Genomic DNA, 17,500 nt, shown 5'->3' with positions numbered 1-17,500 from the left:
GGCCGCCCGGCCCATCGTCGCCGCGCGGGGGAGGGGCGGCAAGAGCCGCGGCAGGCACCGGAGGGACCGGGTCCGTGTCCCCGCCCGCCGGTGACCGCCCCTGGGCCGCGCGCCTACCCCTCCGACTGGGCCGCGATGATCAGCTCCTTCATCAGCTCCCGGCTCAGCTCCGGATCGTCCTCGAAGGGCAGCCAGTCGCGACCGCACCGGCAGCGTATCCGCACCGGGTCGCCCCACCTGCCCCCGGCGGAGAACCCGGTGACCGCGGCGCATCCGGGGCAGGCCATCGGGCCTTCCCCCGCCACCATGATCGGTGCGAGCATCTCGATCGACCACGGGTCCAGCAGCTCGAACTCGTCCACGGCAGCGCCCCTACCGGGGCGGGATCTCGCCGAGATCGGCGCTCAGTTGACGCAGGTCGCCGGGGGCGATCCCGCTCAGCCCGGCCACCTCCTCAATGTCCGCCCCGGACTGCACGGCCGCGACCGCTTCCGTCTCGACGTCCGTGCGGGCGGCGTTCAGCGCGACCTCGGCCTCCCGCAGCCGGTGCACGGCGAGCTCCAGCGCTGCGAGGTTCTTCTCGGTTTCCATGATGCGGATAGTGGCACGGGAGCGGAGCGCACTGCCAACCGGCGAGTGCGCGACCGCCCCTGTTCAGCGGCCTGCCGGGAAGGTGTGGCAGCCACGGGCGGAGCACGGTGCGGGCCGCCTCCCGTAGCCCCCGGTGCGGGTCACCGTTGACGCCGAGGGGGCAGGTGACCCGGCGGACATCTCCGGGGTGCCTCTGCTGCCGCTGCGCGCGTCAGGTGCCGGTGTCGTACGCACCTCCGGATTCGCGGGCGACATTTCCGCCATGCCGTGCATGATCGGTGGCGCCCGCGCGGTCACCGTACGGGTGTTGCGGAAGGGTGCCAGGACCCCTGGTATGTGCCGTGAGGGGCAGGTGAGTTGGGCCCGTCGACCACTGCGGATATCCGGAATGTCGCGATCCCGTCCGTGCCGCGCACCAACTTGCGCACAGGGGTCGCGGGCCGGGTCCGTACGGCCGACCCTGGACGTTATGGCCACGCCGCCCCAACCACCGCGTCAGCCGCCCGGAAACCCGCCCGGAGGGGGCTTCGGCCCGCCCGGGGCACCACCCGGGGGACCACCCCAGGGACCGCCCGGCGGCTACGGGCCGCCCACCGTCGGGGGCGGAGCCGACCGGCCCCCCGGAGACCCGCCGCCGGACGGACCGCCGCCGGGCTCCGGTGGCCGCCGCCCGCTGATCATCGTGCTCGCCGCCGTCCTCGCGGTCGCCGCAGTCGTGGCGATCGTCCTCGTCGTGACCGGCGGCAGCGGTGCGAAGAAGCCGGAACAGCCCGCGCCCACCGCCACGAAGACCAAGCCCTCCTTCAGCCTGCCGAGCGAGTTCCCCACCAGTCTCCCCTCGGAGCTCCCGACCGCGCTGCCATCCGACTTCCCCACGGAGCTGCCCAGCGAGATCCCGACGGACCTCCTGCCCTCCGACTTCCCCTCCGACCTGGAGTCCTTCCTGCCCTGACACCGTGACCGCAAGGGGGCGGGGTGCGGTCAGCACCACCGCCCCACGGGGGTTGTCCTCCCCGGGACCGGGGGCTACCGCCATGGCCCGGTGCCTGCCGCGCTCCGTAATTTTCTGGGAGTCGGGTGCCGCGAACGCCGCATGCGCCTCCAGAGACCGGAGCCCAGCCATGCCCCCAGCCCTTCCGCCAGCCACGCCCGCAACCCTTCCCGCCGCCCCCGCCGGGCGGCCGTCCGGGTCCGCGACCGGCAGCGACTTTTCGCCACTCCTGCAAGCGGTCAGGGGCCAGGGGCTGCTGGAACGCCGCCACGGCTGGTACGCCGCGCGCGCCGCGGTCAACCTCGCCTCGCTCGCGGCCGTGATCACCGGCCTGGTGCTCCTCGGCCACTCCTGGTGGGTGCTGCTGCTCGCCGTACCTTTCTCGCTGGTGTGGACCCGGACCGCCTACCTCGCCCACGACGCCGGCCACGCCCAGATATCGAGCAGCCGCCGCACCGGCCGGTGGATCTCCCTCACCCACGCCAACCTCCTCCTCGGCATGAGCCAGGCCTGGTGGAACGAGAAGCACAACCGGCACCACGCCCATCCCAACCACGTCGACAAGGACCCGGACGTCGGGGTCGGCGCCCTCGTCTGGACCCAGCGCCAGGCGGCCGACCGGGAGGGATTCGCCCGCTGGCTCACCCGGCACCAGGCCCGGCTCTTCTTCCCGATGCTGCTTCTCGAAGGCTTCGCCCTGAAGCTGTACGGGTTCCAGGACCTGCGCCGCCAAGACCCCCGCGAACGCAGGGCGGAGGGCACCCTCCTGGTCGTTCACCTCGCCCTGTACGCGAGCCTGCTGCTGACCACGATGGCCCCGCTCACCGCACTCGTCTTCGCCCTGCTGCACCACGCCCTCTTCGGCCTCCAGCTCGGGCTGGCCTTCGCCCCCAACCACAAGGGCATGGAGATGCCCGACCCGGACGGCGAGCGCTGGGGCCACCTGCGCCGTCAGGTCGTCACCTCGCGCAACGTACGGGGCGGGTCGCTCACCGACTGGTTCCTCGGCGGCCTGAACTACCAGATCGAGCACCACCTGTTCCCGAACATGCCGCGCCCGCACCTGCGGCTCGCCCAGCCCCTGGTCCGCGCCCACTGCCGGGCGGTCGGCCTGCCGTACACCGAGACCGGACTCGTCGAGTCCTACCGGCAGGCGCTGAGCCACATGCACGAGGTCGGCGCACCGCTGCGCACCGGGCCCGCGGCCCAGGAGTGAACCGGCTGCCCGGGAACCGTGACGGGCCGGTACGCGTTGTCAGAAGCAGGAGCGGCAGCTGCCGCGGAGGAGGCGTCGAAGATGTCTAACGGTGCGAAGGTCGCAGTCGGCGGTGTCGTGGTGGGCGTGGCCCTCATGATGATGATCGGGTTCTGGCCCGGACTGCTGGTCATGGTGGGCGTTCCCGTCGCCGCCTATCTGATGCTGGACAAGACCCAGCGGCGCAGGCTCCAGCGCATCACCCGCAAGGAGCTGGGACGCTGACCCCGGACCCGCCGATCAGCTCCGGACCTGTACGGAGAACGTCCAGCCCGCACGGAGAAGAGGAAGCGGCCCCATGGGAGCGACGGTCACGGCGGTCAGCCGCAACGGCACCTACACCTTCACCAAGCCGAACCGCGACAGCATCACCCTGCTGGCCGGACTCGGGGTCGAGGGGGACGTGCACGCGGGAGTGACGGTCAAGCACCGCTCCCGGGTGGCCCAGGACCCCACCCGGCCCAACCTGCGCCAGGTCCACCTCATCCACCAGGAGCTCTTCGCCGAGGTGCGGGAGAAGGGCTTCGAGGTCGAGCCCGGCCAGCTCGGCGAGAACGTCACCACCAGCGGTCTTGATCTGCTCGCCCTGCCGGTCGGTACGCTCCTGCGCCTCGGCGACGAAGCGGTCGTCGAGGTCACGGGCCTGCGCAACCCGTGCGCGCAGATCGACGGCTTCCAGCGAGGTCTGCTCAAGCAGGTCGTGGGCCGGGACGCCGAAGGCGCCGTCGTCCACAAGGCCGGAATCATGAGCGTCGTGCACACCGGCGGGGTGGTCCGGCCCGGCGACACCATCACCGTCGAGCTGCCCGCCGAACCGCACCGCCGACTCGAACGGGTCTGAGGGCGGCCCCGGGACGGGGGGCACTTCGGGCGGGGCGGCCCGGCTCCGGGCCGCAGCCGCGCGGCCGGTGCGGACCCGGCAGGTGGCACGTCGTGCGAGGGCGGCAGGTGGCGCGCTGAGTCAGGTCGGTATGTGGCGCGTCGTGGGAGGCCGGTACGTTGCGTCGCGCGCGTCCACCAGGACCGGCGCAGTGCGGCTACGGCGGTCAGGCTCCGGTCCGCACCGTACAGCTCCGGTCCGCCCTGCGCGGTCAGGCTCCGGCTCGTGCAGGTGCGGTCAACGCGGCCCGCCTGTCGCTCCGGCCCGCCTGTTGCTCAGGGTCTGCCCGCGCTGCTCCGGTCCGCCCGTGCCGCTCCGATCCGCCCTGCTGCCCCGGTCCGCGTCGCGCCTCCCGGCGGCCCGGTCCCGTACGTCCGGGTACCCTCAGGCCGGACGTACCGCGATCTTGTCCAGTGACTCCAGCAGGCCCGGCAGCTCCTCGCCCCGGCCCACCGTAAGTACCTCGCCCGGCTCCTCGTCCAGCAGCAGGAACGCGATGTCGTCCGTCCTGGCCACGAACGACCAGCCTGGCCCGTCGGCCCGCAGCGTACGGGCCTCGCTGCTGGCGAACGCCGACCGCACCCGGCCCACCGGGGGCGGCTCGGCGACGTACCCGTGCAGCGCGTCGATCACCCGCCGCACCGCCGGACGCAGCTCACCGCCGGTCCCCTCGAATGTCCCGGTGTCGCTCTCCTCGTCCAGCTGCCCGCGCCACACCGCCCACTGCCGCGCTATCTCGTCCGCGCCCAGCCTGCGCTGCGCGGGACCCCACGCGTCCGTGTCCGGGGGAGTCAGGACCAGCCCCGCACCGTCCGGATCGTCCTCGTCCGGTTCGGGGTCGTGCGGGGCCGGGATGTCGGGCGTCGCCACCGCGAGCGCCAGCGGCCAGCCCGGCAAAGCCGTCACCACCGAGCGCTCCGGCGGCGAGAGGTCGTACTCCATGCCGCAGTCCCAGGAGGCGATGGCCACCGCCACCAGCGACACGTCGTCCACGGCCACCGTCCAGCGCGCCCCGGCCCCGTCCTGGCCGAGCACCAGCCCGTACCCCTCGCCGAGCGGCTCCAGACCGAGCGCCGCGCACGCCGCCGGAAAGTCGTCGCCCAGCACGCTCGGGAACTGCGCGGGCGTCAACAGCACCGCGGTGAGCACGAACAGCTCGTCGTCCTCGGCAGCTTCCGTCCCGGTCACGGCGCCCTCCCCAGATGATCCGTCGTCGGCGCAACTTAACCTGCCGGTAACTGGCGCGTCGAGGGGCGGCGGCACGAAAACCGGGAACCCGGGACCCGCGGGTCAGGCGGCCGGCAGCCCCAGCAGACTCCGCGCGACGTGCTGCGGGGACTCGTCGCGCTCGCGCGCGAGCGCGATGACCGCCCGGCAGGCCAGCTCGGTCACCCCGAAGGACAGTGCCTCCGGCGACACCCACCCGGCCGCCTCGTCGCCGCGCTGTTCGTCGTCCTCCGCACACGCGGCCACGTAGACCGCGGCCGCCTCGAAGAGGTTGTGCCGCCGTTCGGCCTCCCGTGCCACCGGCACCCCGGGCCGCAGCGGCTCCCGCAGCGTCCGGAAGAGTTCCTTGATCCTGTCGAGCACCCGGACCACATCCCCGTGAGCAGTAGATCGGCGGACACTCCAAGTGTGCCCGCCGGACGTAGAGTTGAGCCTTCGTGAACAGGGTGCTGCCGCGGGACGGCGGCAGAAGGTTCGGCAGAGGGGCGACGTGTGGTGAAGCGCTACGACCGGCTCAAGCAGATCCAGCGGCTCGATCCGGAGCGGGACTTCCTGCGGATCTACCGGATGACCACCACCTACGAGTTCCCGTGGGACTTCACCAGGGCGCTGGAGCTCGCGCTCTACCGGACGTACGCGGTCCCCAGCATCGGCCGGCTGCTCGCCGAGACCACCGAGTTCACCGAACGCACCCAGAAGCGCTACGACGACACCGCCCTCCTGCTGGACGCGATCGTGGAGCACGGCTTCACCAGTGAACGGGGCCGCACCGCCGTCCGCCGGATCAACGCGATGCACCGCAGCTACGACATCAGCAACGACGACATGCGCTACGTCCTGTGCACCTTCGTCGTCATACCCAAGCGGTGGCTGGACAGCTACGGCTGGCGCAGGCTCTGCGACCACGAACTGCGTGCGACGGCGGAGTACTACCGCACCCTCGGCAGACACCTGGGCATCCGGGAGATCCCGGAGTCCTTCGAGGAGTTCGAGCGCTGCCTCGACCGGTACGAGGCGGACCGGTTCGGCTGGGACGAGGGCTCCCGCAAGGTCTCCGACGCGACGCTCGACCTGATGGCCTCCTGGTACGGGCCGCTGGCGCCACTGGTGCGCGGGGCGAGCCTCGCCCTGCTCGACGACCCGCTGCTGCGGGCCTTCCGCTACGACCTCCCGCACCCGGCGGCCCGCACCGTCGCCCGGGGCGCGCTGCGGCTGCGCGCGCGTGCCGTACGTCTGCTGCCGCCCCGCCGCACACCCCACCACGCCCGCCAGAACTGGGAGATCAAGGGCTACCCGAACGGCTACGAGGTCGCCGAACTGGGCAGTTTCCCGGTGCCGGGTGTGCGTGGCTGCCCCGTGCCGCACGCCAACCGGACCCCGTAACGCCCGCGCGGCCCGCCCCGTACAACTCCGTACGCCCGGCACCTGCCCCGTACCGGCGGCCTCCGCGCGCGGCGGGGGCCGAGCCCCGTGGCGGCTACGGGCGGGCGTGCGGCTCCTCGCGGGCGGCCAGCGCCAGGAAGCGGCTGTCCTCGTCGACGTACGACAGCAGCCGCCAGCCCGCATCGGCCAGCAGGGGCCGCAGCCGGGGTTCGGCGCGCAGGTCGTCCTCGGTGATCCGGCGTCCCTGCCGGGCCGCCAGAGCGGCCCGGCCGACCGGATGGAACAGGGCGAGCAGCCCGCCGGGGCGCACCGTCCGGGCCAGTTCGCGCAGGTTCCCCTCCGGCTCCGGGAGGTGCGCGATCAGCCCGGCGGCGAACACGCCGTCCAGGACACCCGTGCCCAGCGGCAGCCGCGCCACATCGGTCCGCAGGAGCAGGGCGTGCCGGTCCCGCCCCGCCCGTACGGCCTCGTCGAGCATCTCCTGCGTCAGGTCCGCGCCCAGCACCGTTCCCGAAGCTCCCACCGCGGCCCGCAGGTACGGCAGCGCGCGCCCCGTGCCGCAGCCCGCGTCCAGCACCGCACCGCCGGGCGGCAGGCCCATGGCGGCGACGGCCGCCTCGTACCGGGGGCCGTCGCCCGCGAAGCGCGAGTCCCAGTGGGCGGCGCGGGCGCCGAAGAACTCCTGAACCTGCGTGTGGTCGTCAGTCATGCCGCCATGATCCCCCGTCCCCGGCCCGCGGTGACGCGCACGTTCGAGCCCGGTCCGATCGCCTCGGGCAACCTTCCCGCCACATTGCGCCTGCTTTCGAAATGTGTGCGGGAGCCGTGCACGGGCGGGACTACCGTCCGGACTCCACGAAGCGCACCGCGCCTCAGCCGGAGCCGGAGTAAGCCACGGATGATCGAGCATCAGAGGGCCGCCGAAGGCAGCGCCCAGTGGTACGACGCGGAAGCGGGGCCTCTCGTACGCCCCTACGCGCGCACCGGTGCACGCGGCCGGGAGAACGCGGCGGCGGGGGCTCCGCGCGGAGCCTACGCCTCCGGATGTGTGGGCGACCTGGCGGATGAGCCCGGCGGAGGCGGTGGTGCGGACCGGGCCGGTGACCCCGGCGGCCCGCATGCCGACCTCGTCGCCCAGGTCTCCGCCGTCGTCGACGCGGAAGCACCCGAACCGGTCCTGCTGAGCAGTGCGCACCGCACCCTGCTCGGTCTGTGCCGCGCCGAACCGCAGACCGTCGCGGACCTCGCCGCGGCGTCGGACCTGCCCACGGGAGTCGTGCGCGACCTCGTGGACGACCTGGCCCGTGCGGGCCAGGTGGCATGGGCCGACCCCGCGGGACTGCCCGCCCGCCTGCCCGTGCAGGAAGTCATCGACGGCCTGCGCGCCCTCTGACCGGCGGCCGGAACGCGCCCCCGGGCGCCCCTTCGCCCCGTCCTCCCTACCGAGCCCTCCCGCCAGCCCCGAGCCCGAACGCCGCCCGAACCCCGCCCGAACGCCGAAGGAAACGTCCCCCATGACCACAGAGCACACCGCCGGGACCACGGAACACACCCCCGGCCCAGCCGCCCCCGACACGGACGGTGGCGAACCGGACGGTACGCCGCTCGCGCTGAAAATACTGGTCGCGGGCGGCTTCGGCGTCGGCAAGACCACCCTGGTCGGTTCCGTCAGCGAGATACGCCCGCTGCGCACCGAGGAACTACTCACCCGGGCGGGGGAGGGCGTGGACGACACCTCCGGGCTCGACCACAAGGCGTCGTCGACCGTCGCCATGGACTTCGGACGGATCACCATCCGCGCGGGACTCTCCCTGTACCTGTTCGGGACCCCCGGCCAGGACCGGTTCTGGTTCCTGTGGGACGACCTCTCCCAGGGGGCGCTGGGCGCCGTCGTGATCGCCGACACCCGCAGGCTCGCCGACAGCTTCTTCGCCGTCGACTACTTCGAGGACCGCCGCATCCCCTTCGTCGTGGCGGTCAACTGCTTCGCCGGCGCGCAGGCCTACGGCGCGCGCGAGGTCTCCCAGGCGCTCGACCTCGACCGGGGCACACCCGTGGTGCTGTGCGACGCGCGCGACCGCGACTCCGGCAAGGAAGTGCTGATCAGGCTGGTGGAGTACGCGGGGCGCGTGCACACCACACGCATGCTCGACGCGATGGCCTGATCGCGCCGCGGCACCCCCGCCCGAGGTGCCGTCCGTACCCCGTGGGACTCTCCGGTGACCCGGATCTGCTTGCCGCCGCGCCGACTGTGGGTAAGGCTTGCGGGAGCACCGGGGACACGGGGAACGAATGAGCGGGGAGAGCCGAAACATGGCGCTGAACAAAGGACTTGACTGGCTGCTCGACGACCTGACCAACCGGATCCATCACATCCGGCACGCGCTGGTCCTCTCCAACGACGGGCTGGTGACGGGTGCGAGCGCCGGACTGGCACGGCCTGACGCCGAACACCTCGCCGCCGTCTCGTCGGGGCTGCACAGTCTGGCCAAGGGATCCGGACGGCACTTCGGCGCGGGGAAGGTGCGCCAGACGATGATCGAGTTCGACGACGGTGTCCTCTTCGTCACCGCGGCGGGCGACGGTAGCTGTCTGTGCGTACTGAGCGCGGCGGAAGCCGACTTCGGGCAGATCGCGTACGAGATGACGCTGCTCGTCAACCGGGTCGGCGAGCATCTCGGGGTCGCGGCACGCCAGCCGGGAGTCTGACCACTCGTAACCGCTGAGCTGCGCGAATGCGGCTACTGGGCGGTGCGGTCGGGCCCGGCCCCGGAGTTGTCCACAGGGCGTTCTCCACAGGCCGGGCACGATCCGCCGCAACGGGCTACGGTCGTCACCGAGAGTGTTCGTACTCACGGGGGAGGACCGTCATGGTCGTCAAGGAAGTCCAGCAGGCGCACGCCACCGTCACCGCCGTCCGCGCGGCACGCGAACTCGGCCTCGACCGGGCCGAGTTCGGGCTCGCGGTGCAGCTCGGCCGCATCCGGACCGTACCGGACCGCGATGGCGGCCGGCGCCGCGTCGCCCGCGAAGAGCTGGAGCGGCTGCGGGAGTTGGAGCGCGCCGCCACCGCACCGCTGAGAACGCGGCTGCGGACGGTGGGGACGGCCGAGGGCGCCGTGCTGATGGGGATCAGCCCGTTCCGCTTCACCGCCCTGGCTCGCGCCGGCTATCTCAGTCCGGCCAACTTCTACCTGAACCGCTACCGGGCGGTCGTCTGGCTCTACCTGGCCGAGGAACTGACCGACTTCACGGCCCGGTACGCGGAGATGCTGACCGGCAACTATCCCCAGCCCATGCGCGCCTCCCTCGACGAGGGCGCGGACCGTCGGGCCAGGAACTGGCGCAGCCGCCGGCTCGGCCAGCTGCTCAGCAGGAGCGACGACCCGTGGGAACAGGCCGCGCTCTTCGCCTCCCTGCTGGATCCCGGGGAACTGGCCGACCTGGTGCGGGACCCCCGGGAGAGCGCTCACCTCGCCGGACTCTGGTCCGGGCTGGTCCCCGGAGAACCGGCAGGCCAGGCCGCCAGGGAGGTCGCGCGGCGGCTCTTCGTGGCGCGGGACCGGGACGAGATCGAGTGGATCGGGGCGGGCCTGGCCCTGGCGCTGGACGAGGCCCGCACCCGCCGGCCGCTGCCGGGCCCGGACCGGGCGGCGATGCCCGTACTGCCCGGCGCGCCCGAGTGGCTCGACCGGGTGAAAGGCGTCCGCTCCTGGCTGCACCGCGGGATGAAGCGCACCCTGCGGCGCCGTCGCCGCGGCGTGCCGGACCGGGAGAGGGGAGCGGCAGCGGAAGCGGGCCTGCGATGAGGCACACTGGCCGATGTGTCGTCTCCTCGCCGTGTCTGCCCCGTGTGCCGCCGTGAAATCGCCGTCGTCGCCACCCGCTTCGCCCGCCACGACCCGCCCGGTGCGCGCGGCACTACGGAGCTCGTCTCCTGCCCCGGCTCACGGATGACCGCGCCGCTCGGGGCGGCCCTGCAGCAGTCGCTGGACGGATACGCCCCGCCGGAGTTCCCCGGTCAGCTGCCGCTGTTCTGACCGTCGAGGTACACCCAGCGGCCGTCCACCCGTACGAAGCGGCTCAGCTCGCGCTGGCTGTCGGCCTGCCCCTCCTCGAGGTAGTGGGCGCGGAACTCGACCGTGCCCTCCTGGTGGAAGGCGCTGCCGTCCTTCGTGCCCAGGATGTCGAGCCCGGTCCACCGCAGGCCGGCGTCGAGGTCCAGGGCCGGGGGCCGCGTCGAGGGGTGCCAGGTGTGGAGCAGGTAGGCGGTGTCGAGCACCACGAACGCGCTGTAGCGCGAGCGCATCAGCCGCTCGGCGGTCGGTGCGGTCGCCTCCCCGCGGTGGAAGGGGCCGCAGCACTCCGCGTAGGACTGCTCGCGCCCACAGGGGCAGGGCGCGGCGGGGTCGGCCTTCGCGGCGGCCGGCCGCGCGGTGGACTTCGTACGGGAACGAGACTTCTTGGACATGCCCCCATCCTCCCCGACGGCCGCCCCGGCCCCGTCCCGCCCTCGGGGAGGCCGGGCCACCGCCGGGAGCAACGGGCCGTCCGGCAGGAGAACCGGGAACACAGGGAGCAACGGGCTGTCCGCCAGGAGAAGCGGGATCACCGGAATCGAGCGGGATCACCGGGAGCGCAGTCGCCGCCTGGCACCCCGCTGCCAGAGGAACCGGCGGCCGGGACTCAGAGCCCGCCGCGCAGCTGCTCCCACTCCCGGCGGTCCCGTTTGGTGGGGCGTCCCGTTCCACGGTCGCGCACACCGATACCGAGGACCTCCTTCGGCGGGCGCGGCGCGCTGCGGTCCACGTACGCCTCGGCCGCGGGGGCCGCGCCGACCCGCTTGCGGACGAGCTGGGAGACGATGACCACGCGTTCCCAGCCCTCGTGCCGCACCCGGACCTCGTCGCCGATCCGCACGGACTGGGCGGGCTTGGCCCGCTCGCCGTTGACCCGCACGTGTCCGGCACGGCAGGCAGCGGCGGCCGTCGACCGTGTCTTCATCAGCCGCACGGACCAGATCCAGCTGTCGACCCTGACGGTTCCCGTATCCGAAGCCATGCGAGCAGCCTAATGCCGTGCGGCGAGCGCTTGCCGCAGCGCTGTCAGGGACGGCTGGGCGGCGGCCCGGCAGGACGGCACGAGGTCCGCGAAGTTCAGGAAGCCGTGCACCATGTCGTCCTGGACGTCCAGACGCGCGGGCACGCCCGCGTCGCGCAGCTGGCGCGCGTAGGTGGTGCCCTCGTCGAGCAGCCGGTCGTTGCCCGCGACCAGGACGTACGCCGGGGCCAGCCCCGAGTGGTCGCCGGCCAGTGAGACCGCGCCGTAGGGGACGGCTTCCTGGCGGGGGATCGCCCCGAAGTGGTGGCGCTTGAAGAACAGCATCGCGTCCGCGCCCAGGACGGGCGCCGAGGCGAACCGCGCGCGCGAGGGCGTCATGTCCAGACCCGTCGCCGGATACCAGAGCAGCTGGAAGACCGGCTGCGGCAGACCCCGGTCGCGGGCCATCAGACACACGGCGGCCGAGATCGACGCGCCCGCACTGTCCCCGGCGACCGCCACCCGGGCCGGATCGCCGCCCAGCTCGCCCGCGTGCGCCCGCACCCACGCGTACGCGGCGAACCCGTCCTCCAGAGCCGCCGGGAACGGGTGCTCGGGCGACAGCCGGTAGTCCACCGACACCACGATCGACCCGCTCTCCTTCGCCGTGGTGCGGCAGAGCGCGTCGTGGCTGTCCCGGTCGCCGATGACGAACCCGCCGCCGTGGCAGAAGACGGTGACCGGCAGTCCGGGGTCCGTCGAGGGGTGATAGACGCGCACCGGGATCCCGCCCGCAGGGCCGGGGACGGTGCGCTGGGAGACCTTCGCGAGCTGTGTCGTGACGGGCAGCAGGGCGAGCGCGGCCGCCGACTGCTTGCGGAAGGTGACGGGATCGAGGGACCAGTCCAAGGCCGGGATCTGGTCGAGGAACTGCTGGAGTGCGGCTTCGATCGGCATACGGCTCTCCCTGACGGATCGTCAACGATGCGCAGAATGTACGTGCCTCCTGCACCGAGGGGAAGAGCCGTACCGTCCGGGACCGACGGTCCTACAGTGGGGGCGGGCGGGCCCGGCCGAGGGACGTTCGGCGCAGGGCGAGGCAGAGGGAGCGGACGGTGGGCGACATGTCGTGGCCGGTCCTGCTGTCGCCCCGGGCCGCCAAGGTGGCCGCCGAACTCCCCTTCCCCGTGCGGGAGATGGTCCGTGACGTGCTCGACCTCGCCGCACGGTCACCCTGGGGATTCGCCCAGTGGGACCCCACCGACCCGGAGGGCGAGGACGTGCGTTCGGCAGCCGTCGGCCTGCTCACCGTCGTGTACTGGGTCAACCGCGCCGCCCGGCGCCTGTCCGTCCTCGACGTCGTCTGGACCGGGTGACGGCAGTCGGTCGGGCCGGTGGGCCGCCGGTCCCGGGCAGGGCCGAAGCTACGGGCGACGCGTCGGGGCCGGTGTGCCGCCAGGGGGAGAACCCGCAGTCCCGGAGCTTTGTCAGTGCCGCCGTCTAAGGTGTGATCACTCGCCCGTGGAGCGGGCGGGCACGGAGTTCGTGAACGCACGGGGAGCACGGGGGAGCACGTCATGGGGGAGTCCCAGAGCCGGCGGACGGTCGGCGACTACGAGGTGGCGCTGGACGCCTACGCCGAACCAGCGCCCCAGCTGCGCTGTCGCAACGCGTCCGGGCGCGAGCTGAAGAAGCTGCCGCCCGCGCTGAAGAACGAGCCCGCGGTGCAGGAACTGAAGGGCCTGGCGGAGTGGGTCGGGGACCACGCCGCCGAGGCGCGCAGCCATGTGGAGCGGTGGATGTCCCGCTCGCTGCCGGTTCCGACGGCGCTCGTACGGGCGGTGTGGTCCGACCCGTACTGGCGCAGGGCACTGCGCTACGCGGTGGTCGCCCCGTACGCCCAGGGCCCCGACGGCGGACCGGACATCGCGAGCGCCGGGCTCCTGACCGACGTGGACCCGGGCCCGGACGGCGCCCTGCGGGCCACCGGGGTCGACGGCAGCGTCAGCATCCACGCACCCCTGCTGGCCCTGCCCCACCCGGTACTCCTCGACCCGCAGGGCACCGGACAGCTGGAGCGCTGGCACGACCTGCTGGACACCTTCGGCGGCGAGCAGCACATCGAGCAGCTGCACCGCACGGTGTGGGTGCGGCCCGATTCGTCACCCGCCCCGCTCCCCAGGATTCCCTACGGCATCTGGGCCTTCGACGGCGCGGACTACGAGAGCGGGGCCCGCTTCGCGCGCGTGGTGTCCCGGTTCGACGGCACGATCAGCGGGGAATCCGTCCACTATTCCTTCTCCGAGGCCGGGTTGCCGCACGGGCTGACGCTCGACCTGCGCTACCAGGGACCCATGTCCGCCGTCGGTGTGCACCAGTTCGACTGGAGCCGCACCCACGGCAGGCACGGCCCGGGTGCCTACGACACGGTGCCGCGCGTCGCCTGGTCCGAGGGCGTCCGGGCGATGGCGGCCGTCTTCGACGAGTGCGACGCCCCGATGTCCGGCGAACCGCTGGAGGCCGACTCCACGGCCGCCTACCAGAAGTTCCTCGTCGGCTGCGCGGAGTACGGCGCCGTCGCACCCTCGCCCGCCGAACCGGCGCCGCCCCTCGCGCGGGCGACCGACGCCCAACTGCTCGCCGCCGGAGCCGTACTGCCCGGCAGCCCCGCGGGCCCCGACGAGGAACACCTGACGGCCCGCGCGTACGACTGGGCCGCCCTGGACGCCGGGGACCGCATCGTCCGCCTGGTCCCGCGGCGGGCCGGCGCCGCCGAGGACGTGGTGGCGGACGTGCTCGGGCTGACCCCGGACACCGGCACCGGCCAGGAGGTGGGCCGGGTGCGGACCCGGCCGCTCGGCTTCCTCGCCCGGGTGTGCGTGGCCCGCCCGCAATCCGCGCACCTCGCCATGTCGCTGCTCTCCCCGATGCGCCGCTGCGCCGAACAGGCACCCGCGAAGCCCGGCCGTTCGGCCGGCCAGCTGCGCGACACGCTCGTCAGGTCGACCGGGTCCGATCCCGGGCTGCTGCCGTACGCACTGGACGAGGGAGCCCGGATCGTCGCCAGGGCGGGCAGCGCGGCCATGGCCAGGCCGCTGTTCGGCGAAGCGCGGGAGGCCGACCGCAAGCTCGGCGGCCCGGTCGACGAGGACGCCCACCAGGAACTCCTGTCCGAGTCCGCACAGCTCGGCATCGTCACCGTCAAGGTGCTGAAGGAGTACCGCGCCGAGGTGGCGGCACGGACCACGGACGCCGAGTCCTACCGCCGCTACCGCGAGATCGTGCGGGACTGGTGCCGGTCGGGACAGGAGATCCCCGGTGCCTTCGCCGTCGACCTGACCACGGGCACCGAAACCCCGCTCCCCGACGACGACACGAACACCGAGATCCTCGCCGCCCTGCTGACCCGGCGCGGACTGGAGAAGGCGGCCCCCGGCGTCTGGGCGGCCTGGCTCCCGACGCTGCGGCGGCTCCTGCGCGAACAGCCCGAACTGGGCGACGAACTGCTGCGCCTGACGTCCGTGCCCCGTGGCGGTTCGGCCGCCGCCCTGGCCCGCACCGCCGAGTCCTGGCTGGACCTTTTGGCGAACGTCGGGGTCCTGGCGCGCCTCACCGGTGAAGCCGCATCGGCCGACCACATCCCCGTGCCCGCAGCCCAGCGCTGGCTCACCCTCTTCCTGGTCAGCTACCAGGGGATGCGCCTGCCGGTCACCGGCCTGGAATCCGTACTGGCCGCCGTCGCCCGGCGCACGGCAGCGGCGGGGGAGACCCGGCAACCACTGGCCGGACTGCGCACCCCGCTCGACCGGGCGAGCACCTGGCGGGCGGGGCAGAACCTCGAACTGCTGGCCGCGCAGCTGCGCCTGGGGATGCCCTTCGCCGACCTGGAGCCCTACCAGCGGCTGGAGGCACTCCACTGGCTGGAGAAGCGAGGCACGGCGGAAGTCGAGGCACTGCTGGCCGAACCGCGGTTCCGCGACAGCATCCGCGAGGAGCTCCAGGAAGACGTACGCGGCCAGCTCGCCTACACCGTGGGCAGGCATCCACTGGGCAAGGCACCGAAGGCGGCCCGGCGGATCGCGGAGCGCGCGCCGCTGCGCGAGCTGCTGGACGAGGTCCTCGCGCAACGGGCGGCACAGCTCTCCGAAGGGGACAGCAGGGACAGGCTGTACGCCTGGCAGGCCCTGCTGCTCCACACGGAACCGCTGCTGCACGCCAAAGTGGCCGAGCACTTCGAGGGACCGGTGCGCACCGCGCTGGGTGCCGACGCGACCCTCGTGCTGGCCGAGACGGTGGCCGCTCTCTGCGCGGACGCCGAACACGGCGCGGAGCCGGACGCGGGCGTGGACGGCGCGGCGGCCGGGTGCCCCTTCGCCGCCATGTCGGCCGATCAGGCCAGGACCGTACTCGCCGCGTCAGGTGCGGAGCTGAGGGCCCTCGCCACGGGGGGACACACGGGCGACCCGCGGACCCGCGCCATGCTCTACCTCGACGTCACGGTTCCGGAAAGGGCCGCACTGTTCCGGCCGGTCTGGGATGCGCTCGACGGCTTCACCGACGAGCGGTGCCGGACGAGGGCGTCGGCGGTGCTGCTCGGGGTGCTGGAGTGCGAGGAGTGGCAGCGGGAACTGCGGGCCCTCCTCGACTAGGAAGAGCGCAGGACAAGGACGAGTAGGGCGAGCCAGGACAAGGGCCGGCCCGGATCCGGGCAGGGCAGGCCCGGACGGGACGGGACGGGTCCGGACAGGGGGTCCCGGAGCGACCCCTGCGGCCGGCCCCGGGCGGCTGTCCCGGCTCGCCGCGCTTCCGTACGGTGGACACGTCGCCGTGGGCACGCCCCGGATGCGGAAGCGCGGGGGTGGCCGCCTACTGGAGTGGGGCCGGACGGCCCCGGCTCGCCGCACCGGGTGTTCCGCCCGCCAGAAGGGTTTGCGCCATGCTCCGAATCCGCCGAGTTCCCGCCGGTCGCCAAGTCCCCGCCAGGCGCCGAGTTCCCGCCGGTCGCAGGGTTTCAGCCGCGGTCGCCGTGGCCGTACTGGCTGGCAGTCTCCTGCTGGCCCCCGGGGCGGCGGCCGAGACTGCCGTGGACCCGGGGCGCTGCGCGGCGCTCCAGCGCGATGTCGACGCCTACCGGCGCGGCGAGGTCCAGTACTTCGTCGACCCCACCCCCGCCTGGCGGGCGGAGGCCGAACGGTTGGGCTGCGACATCTGCGGTCTCTGAACCGGCGGCACCCTCAGGCCCAGGGCGTATCCGCGCGTCTCACGCGGGCAGCCGGTTGGGGTGGGACATCCTGCGGGCCGCCCGCAACAGGCCCTGGATCTGCGGCCCGGCCTGGTCGGGAGCGCTCACCGGGGTGGGGAACGCCAGCCGGACATCGGTGTGCGACCGGGAGCACTCCAGCCGCAGCGTGATGCCGTACCGGTCCATGGCCAGCGGCATGACCCGGGTCGGCTTGACGGCCCTGGGCGTACGCACCAGCCGGAGCAGCAGCGGGATCAACTCGGCGTGCGCGTCCAGGAGGTGGGTCAGCATGCCCGCCTCGACCCCGGCCAGCGGGTCCGGCGCCAGCTCCTCCAGTTCCTCCAGGGTGACGAAGGCACGGCCTTCGGCGTCCTCGATGACCGCCTGCCCGAACTCCATGCACGTGCTCTCGTCGGAGTCGGACACCCGGTAGGGAGCGGCGAGGAGTCCGGTCACGGTGACCCGCGCGCGGATCCGGTCCCGTACCGGCGTGGGGGCGACGTCGGTGAACTCCAGCCGCACCGGAACGCGTTCGGTGCCCGGTTCGGGAGGGAGGTGCGGAGTCGGCGCGTGCACGTGGATGCGGCTCATCACCCCCGCCCCGTCCAGCCTGCGCACTTCGGTGTGCAGACCGTCGCTGACGACGGTCATCGAATGCGCGGCGGCCAGTACGGACCGGACACGTTCGGCGCTGGTCGGCTGCTGGGCACGGGAGCGGGGCAGACGCATGCGGAATCTCCATGGGGGCAGCGGTGGGGGACACCAGGCTCGGCGACTTAGGTAAGCCTAACCTAATGCATTCCTGGTTGGTCCTGGACGGTTCCGATGAACCCGATCGGGCGACATCGCGACCGGATCCACCGGAACGGGCCACCACCGGGGGCGGTCCGG

The 17,500-nt window shown here is 73.3% G+C and carries 22 protein-coding genes; 13 read left to right on the top strand and 9 right to left on the bottom strand.

Annotated elements, in window-relative coordinates; all coding sequences use genetic code 11:
• Positions 1-113: 113 nt before the first annotated feature.
• Together ACFYVL_RS33105 and ACFYVL_RS33100 are read right to left on the bottom strand one after the other, a co-directional pair.
• Positions 114-362 carry a hypothetical protein gene (locus ACFYVL_RS33105; protein ID WP_389251500.1) on the bottom strand — a complete coding sequence of 83 codons (249 nt, stop codon included), beginning with the start codon at positions 360-362 and terminating at the stop codon, positions 114-116.
• Positions 363-372: 10 nt separating this feature from the next.
• Positions 373-591: a hypothetical protein gene (locus ACFYVL_RS33100; RefSeq protein WP_389251498.1), complete on the bottom strand. Its 219-nt coding sequence runs from the start codon at positions 589-591 to the stop codon at positions 373-375.
• A gap of 682 nt (positions 592-1,273) precedes the next feature.
• On the opposite strand from ACFYVL_RS33100, the gene ACFYVL_RS33095 reads away from it, so the two are divergent.
• From ACFYVL_RS33095 to ACFYVL_RS33080, 4 genes are all read left to right on the top strand, one after another.
• On the top strand, positions 1,274-1,543 hold the full coding sequence (locus ACFYVL_RS33095) for a hypothetical protein (protein ID WP_389251496.1): 270 nt from the start codon (positions 1,274-1,276) through the stop codon (positions 1,541-1,543).
• Between the two features lie 169 nt (positions 1,544-1,712).
• Positions 1,713-2,798, top strand: coding sequence for a fatty acid desaturase family protein (locus tag ACFYVL_RS33090; protein ID WP_389251494.1), 1,086 nt, complete (start codon positions 1,713-1,715; stop codon positions 2,796-2,798).
• Between the two features lie 81 nt (positions 2,799-2,879).
• Positions 2,880-3,062 (top strand): hypothetical protein, encoded by a 183-nt coding sequence (locus tag ACFYVL_RS33085; RefSeq protein WP_389251492.1) that lies wholly within the window; start codon positions 2,880-2,882, stop codon positions 3,060-3,062.
• Positions 3,063-3,135: 73 nt separating this feature from the next.
• Positions 3,136-3,678, top strand: coding sequence for an MOSC domain-containing protein (locus ACFYVL_RS33080; RefSeq protein WP_389251490.1), 543 nt, complete (start codon positions 3,136-3,138; stop codon positions 3,676-3,678).
• 423 nt (positions 3,679-4,101) lie between these two features.
• On the opposite strand, the gene ACFYVL_RS33075 is transcribed toward ACFYVL_RS33080, so the two are convergent.
• Positions 4,102-4,905, bottom strand: a complete 804-nt coding sequence (locus ACFYVL_RS33075; protein WP_389251488.1) for a hypothetical protein — start codon at positions 4,903-4,905, stop codon at positions 4,102-4,104.
• 102 nt (positions 4,906-5,007) lie between these two features.
• Complete coding sequence (locus ACFYVL_RS33070; RefSeq protein WP_389251817.1) at positions 5,008-5,274, bottom strand: hypothetical protein; 267 nt, start codon at positions 5,272-5,274, stop codon at positions 5,008-5,010.
• Positions 5,275-5,436: 162 nt separating this feature from the next.
• Here ACFYVL_RS33070 and ACFYVL_RS33065 point away from each other — a divergent pair, with 162 nt between their 5' ends.
• Complete coding sequence (locus ACFYVL_RS33065; RefSeq protein WP_389251486.1) at positions 5,437-6,327, top strand: oxygenase MpaB family protein; 891 nt, start codon at positions 5,437-5,439, stop codon at positions 6,325-6,327.
• A gap of 94 nt (positions 6,328-6,421) precedes the next feature.
• On the opposite strand, the gene ACFYVL_RS33060 is transcribed toward ACFYVL_RS33065, so the two are convergent.
• On the bottom strand, positions 6,422-7,036 hold the full coding sequence (locus ACFYVL_RS33060; protein WP_389251484.1) for a class I SAM-dependent methyltransferase: 615 nt from the start codon (positions 7,034-7,036) through the stop codon (positions 6,422-6,424).
• 189 nt (positions 7,037-7,225) lie between these two features.
• Between ACFYVL_RS33060 and ACFYVL_RS33055 the strand changes: the two genes are divergently transcribed.
• The 5 genes from ACFYVL_RS33055 to ACFYVL_RS33035 all read left to right on the top strand — a co-directional run bounded on the left by ACFYVL_RS33055 (position 7,226) and on the right by ACFYVL_RS33035 (position 10,367).
• Complete coding sequence (locus ACFYVL_RS33055) at positions 7,226-7,720, top strand: DUF742 domain-containing protein (RefSeq protein WP_389251482.1); 495 nt, start codon at positions 7,226-7,228, stop codon at positions 7,718-7,720.
• A gap of 121 nt (positions 7,721-7,841) precedes the next feature.
• The gene (locus ACFYVL_RS33050; RefSeq protein ID WP_389251480.1) at positions 7,842-8,492 is read left to right on the top strand and encodes an ATP/GTP-binding protein; all 651 of its coding nucleotides are present in this window, start codon (positions 7,842-7,844) and stop codon (positions 8,490-8,492) included.
• A gap of 148 nt (positions 8,493-8,640) precedes the next feature.
• Positions 8,641-9,036 (top strand): roadblock/LC7 domain-containing protein, encoded by a 396-nt coding sequence (locus ACFYVL_RS33045; RefSeq protein WP_389251478.1) that lies wholly within the window; start codon positions 8,641-8,643, stop codon positions 9,034-9,036.
• A gap of 161 nt (positions 9,037-9,197) precedes the next feature.
• Positions 9,198-10,136, top strand: a complete 939-nt coding sequence (locus ACFYVL_RS33040; protein WP_389251476.1) for a DUF6397 family protein — start codon at positions 9,198-9,200, stop codon at positions 10,134-10,136.
• A gap of 15 nt (positions 10,137-10,151) precedes the next feature.
• A complete protein-coding gene (locus ACFYVL_RS33035) occupies positions 10,152-10,367 on the top strand; it encodes a hypothetical protein (protein ID WP_389251474.1) in 216 nt (71 codons plus the stop codon).
• On the opposite strand, the gene ACFYVL_RS33030 is transcribed toward ACFYVL_RS33035, so the two are convergent.
• The 3 genes from ACFYVL_RS33030 to ACFYVL_RS33020 all read right to left on the bottom strand — a co-directional run bounded on the left by ACFYVL_RS33030 (position 10,349) and on the right by ACFYVL_RS33020 (position 12,324).
• Positions 10,349-10,798 (bottom strand): YchJ family protein, encoded by a 450-nt coding sequence (locus tag ACFYVL_RS33030; protein WP_389251472.1) that lies wholly within the window; start codon positions 10,796-10,798, stop codon positions 10,349-10,351. The two genes, ACFYVL_RS33035 and ACFYVL_RS33030, sit on opposite strands and share 19 nt — an antisense overlap.
• A gap of 215 nt (positions 10,799-11,013) precedes the next feature.
• Positions 11,014-11,388: an RNA-binding S4 domain-containing protein gene (locus ACFYVL_RS33025; protein ID WP_389251470.1), complete on the bottom strand. Its 375-nt coding sequence runs from the start codon at positions 11,386-11,388 to the stop codon at positions 11,014-11,016.
• Positions 11,389-11,397: 9 nt separating this feature from the next.
• Positions 11,398-12,324: an alpha/beta hydrolase gene (locus ACFYVL_RS33020; RefSeq protein ID WP_389251468.1), complete on the bottom strand. Its 927-nt coding sequence runs from the start codon at positions 12,322-12,324 to the stop codon at positions 11,398-11,400.
• A 167-nt stretch (positions 12,325-12,491) separates the two neighbouring features.
• Between ACFYVL_RS33020 and ACFYVL_RS33015 the strand changes: the two genes are divergently transcribed.
• From ACFYVL_RS33015 to ACFYVL_RS33005, 3 genes are all read left to right on the top strand, one after another.
• Complete coding sequence (locus ACFYVL_RS33015) at positions 12,492-12,743, top strand: hypothetical protein (RefSeq protein WP_389251466.1); 252 nt, start codon at positions 12,492-12,494, stop codon at positions 12,741-12,743.
• Between the two features lie 201 nt (positions 12,744-12,944).
• Complete coding sequence (locus tag ACFYVL_RS33010) at positions 12,945-16,016, top strand: DUF4132 domain-containing protein (protein WP_389251464.1); 3,072 nt, start codon at positions 12,945-12,947, stop codon at positions 16,014-16,016.
• 377 nt (positions 16,017-16,393) lie between these two features.
• The gene (locus ACFYVL_RS33005; RefSeq protein ID WP_389251462.1) at positions 16,394-16,588 is read left to right on the top strand and encodes a hypothetical protein; all 195 of its coding nucleotides are present in this window, start codon (positions 16,394-16,396) and stop codon (positions 16,586-16,588) included.
• Positions 16,589-16,627: 39 nt separating this feature from the next.
• On the opposite strand, the gene ACFYVL_RS33000 is transcribed toward ACFYVL_RS33005, so the two are convergent.
• Positions 16,628-17,338 (bottom strand): DUF2470 domain-containing protein, encoded by a 711-nt coding sequence (locus ACFYVL_RS33000; RefSeq protein ID WP_389251460.1) that lies wholly within the window; start codon positions 17,336-17,338, stop codon positions 16,628-16,630.
• Between the last annotated feature and the right edge of the window lie 162 nt (positions 17,339-17,500).

This window comes from Streptomyces sp. NPDC004111 (genome assembly GCF_042874215.1).
GTDB lineage: Bacteria > Actinomycetota > Actinomycetes > Streptomycetales > Streptomycetaceae > Streptomyces.
This window is presented reverse-complemented; position numbering and strand designations above follow the sequence as displayed.

Bases quoted from the DNA above. Each gene is read 5' to 3' on its own strand.
- ACFYVL_RS33080 (WP_389251490.1), top strand. From the start codon at position 3,136: ATGGGAGCGACGGTCACGGCGGTCAGCCGCAACGGCACCTACACCTTC.
- ACFYVL_RS33085 (WP_389251492.1), top strand. From the start codon at position 2,880: ATGTCTAACGGTGCGAAGGTCGCAGTCGGCGGTGTCGTGGTGGGCGTG.
- ACFYVL_RS33055 (WP_389251482.1), top strand. From the start codon at position 7,226: ATGATCGAGCATCAGAGGGCCGCCGAAGGCAGCGCCCAGTGGTACGAC.
- ACFYVL_RS33030 (WP_389251472.1), bottom strand. From the start codon at position 10,798: ATGTCCAAGAAGTCTCGTTCCCGTACGAAGTCCACCGCGCGGCCGGCC.
- ACFYVL_RS33045 (WP_389251478.1), top strand. From the start codon at position 8,641: ATGGCGCTGAACAAAGGACTTGACTGGCTGCTCGACGACCTGACCAAC.
- ACFYVL_RS33000 (WP_389251460.1), bottom strand. From the start codon at position 17,338: ATGCGTCTGCCCCGCTCCCGTGCCCAGCAGCCGACCAGCGCCGAACGT.
- ACFYVL_RS33050 (WP_389251480.1), top strand. From the start codon at position 7,842: ATGACCACAGAGCACACCGCCGGGACCACGGAACACACCCCCGGCCCA.
- ACFYVL_RS33060 (WP_389251484.1), bottom strand. From the start codon at position 7,036: ATGACTGACGACCACACGCAGGTTCAGGAGTTCTTCGGCGCCCGCGCC.
- ACFYVL_RS33020 (WP_389251468.1), bottom strand. From the start codon at position 12,324: ATGCCGATCGAAGCCGCACTCCAGCAGTTCCTCGACCAGATCCCGGCC.
- ACFYVL_RS33090 (WP_389251494.1), top strand. From the start codon at position 1,713: ATGCCCCCAGCCCTTCCGCCAGCCACGCCCGCAACCCTTCCCGCCGCC.
- ACFYVL_RS33015 (WP_389251466.1), top strand. From the start codon at position 12,492: ATGTCGTGGCCGGTCCTGCTGTCGCCCCGGGCCGCCAAGGTGGCCGCC.
- ACFYVL_RS33100 (WP_389251498.1), bottom strand. From the start codon at position 591: ATGGAAACCGAGAAGAACCTCGCAGCGCTGGAGCTCGCCGTGCACCGG.
- ACFYVL_RS33040 (WP_389251476.1), top strand. From the start codon at position 9,198: ATGGTCGTCAAGGAAGTCCAGCAGGCGCACGCCACCGTCACCGCCGTC.
- ACFYVL_RS33010 (WP_389251464.1), top strand. From the start codon at position 12,945: ATGGGGGAGTCCCAGAGCCGGCGGACGGTCGGCGACTACGAGGTGGCG.
- ACFYVL_RS33025 (WP_389251470.1), bottom strand. From the start codon at position 11,388: ATGGCTTCGGATACGGGAACCGTCAGGGTCGACAGCTGGATCTGGTCC.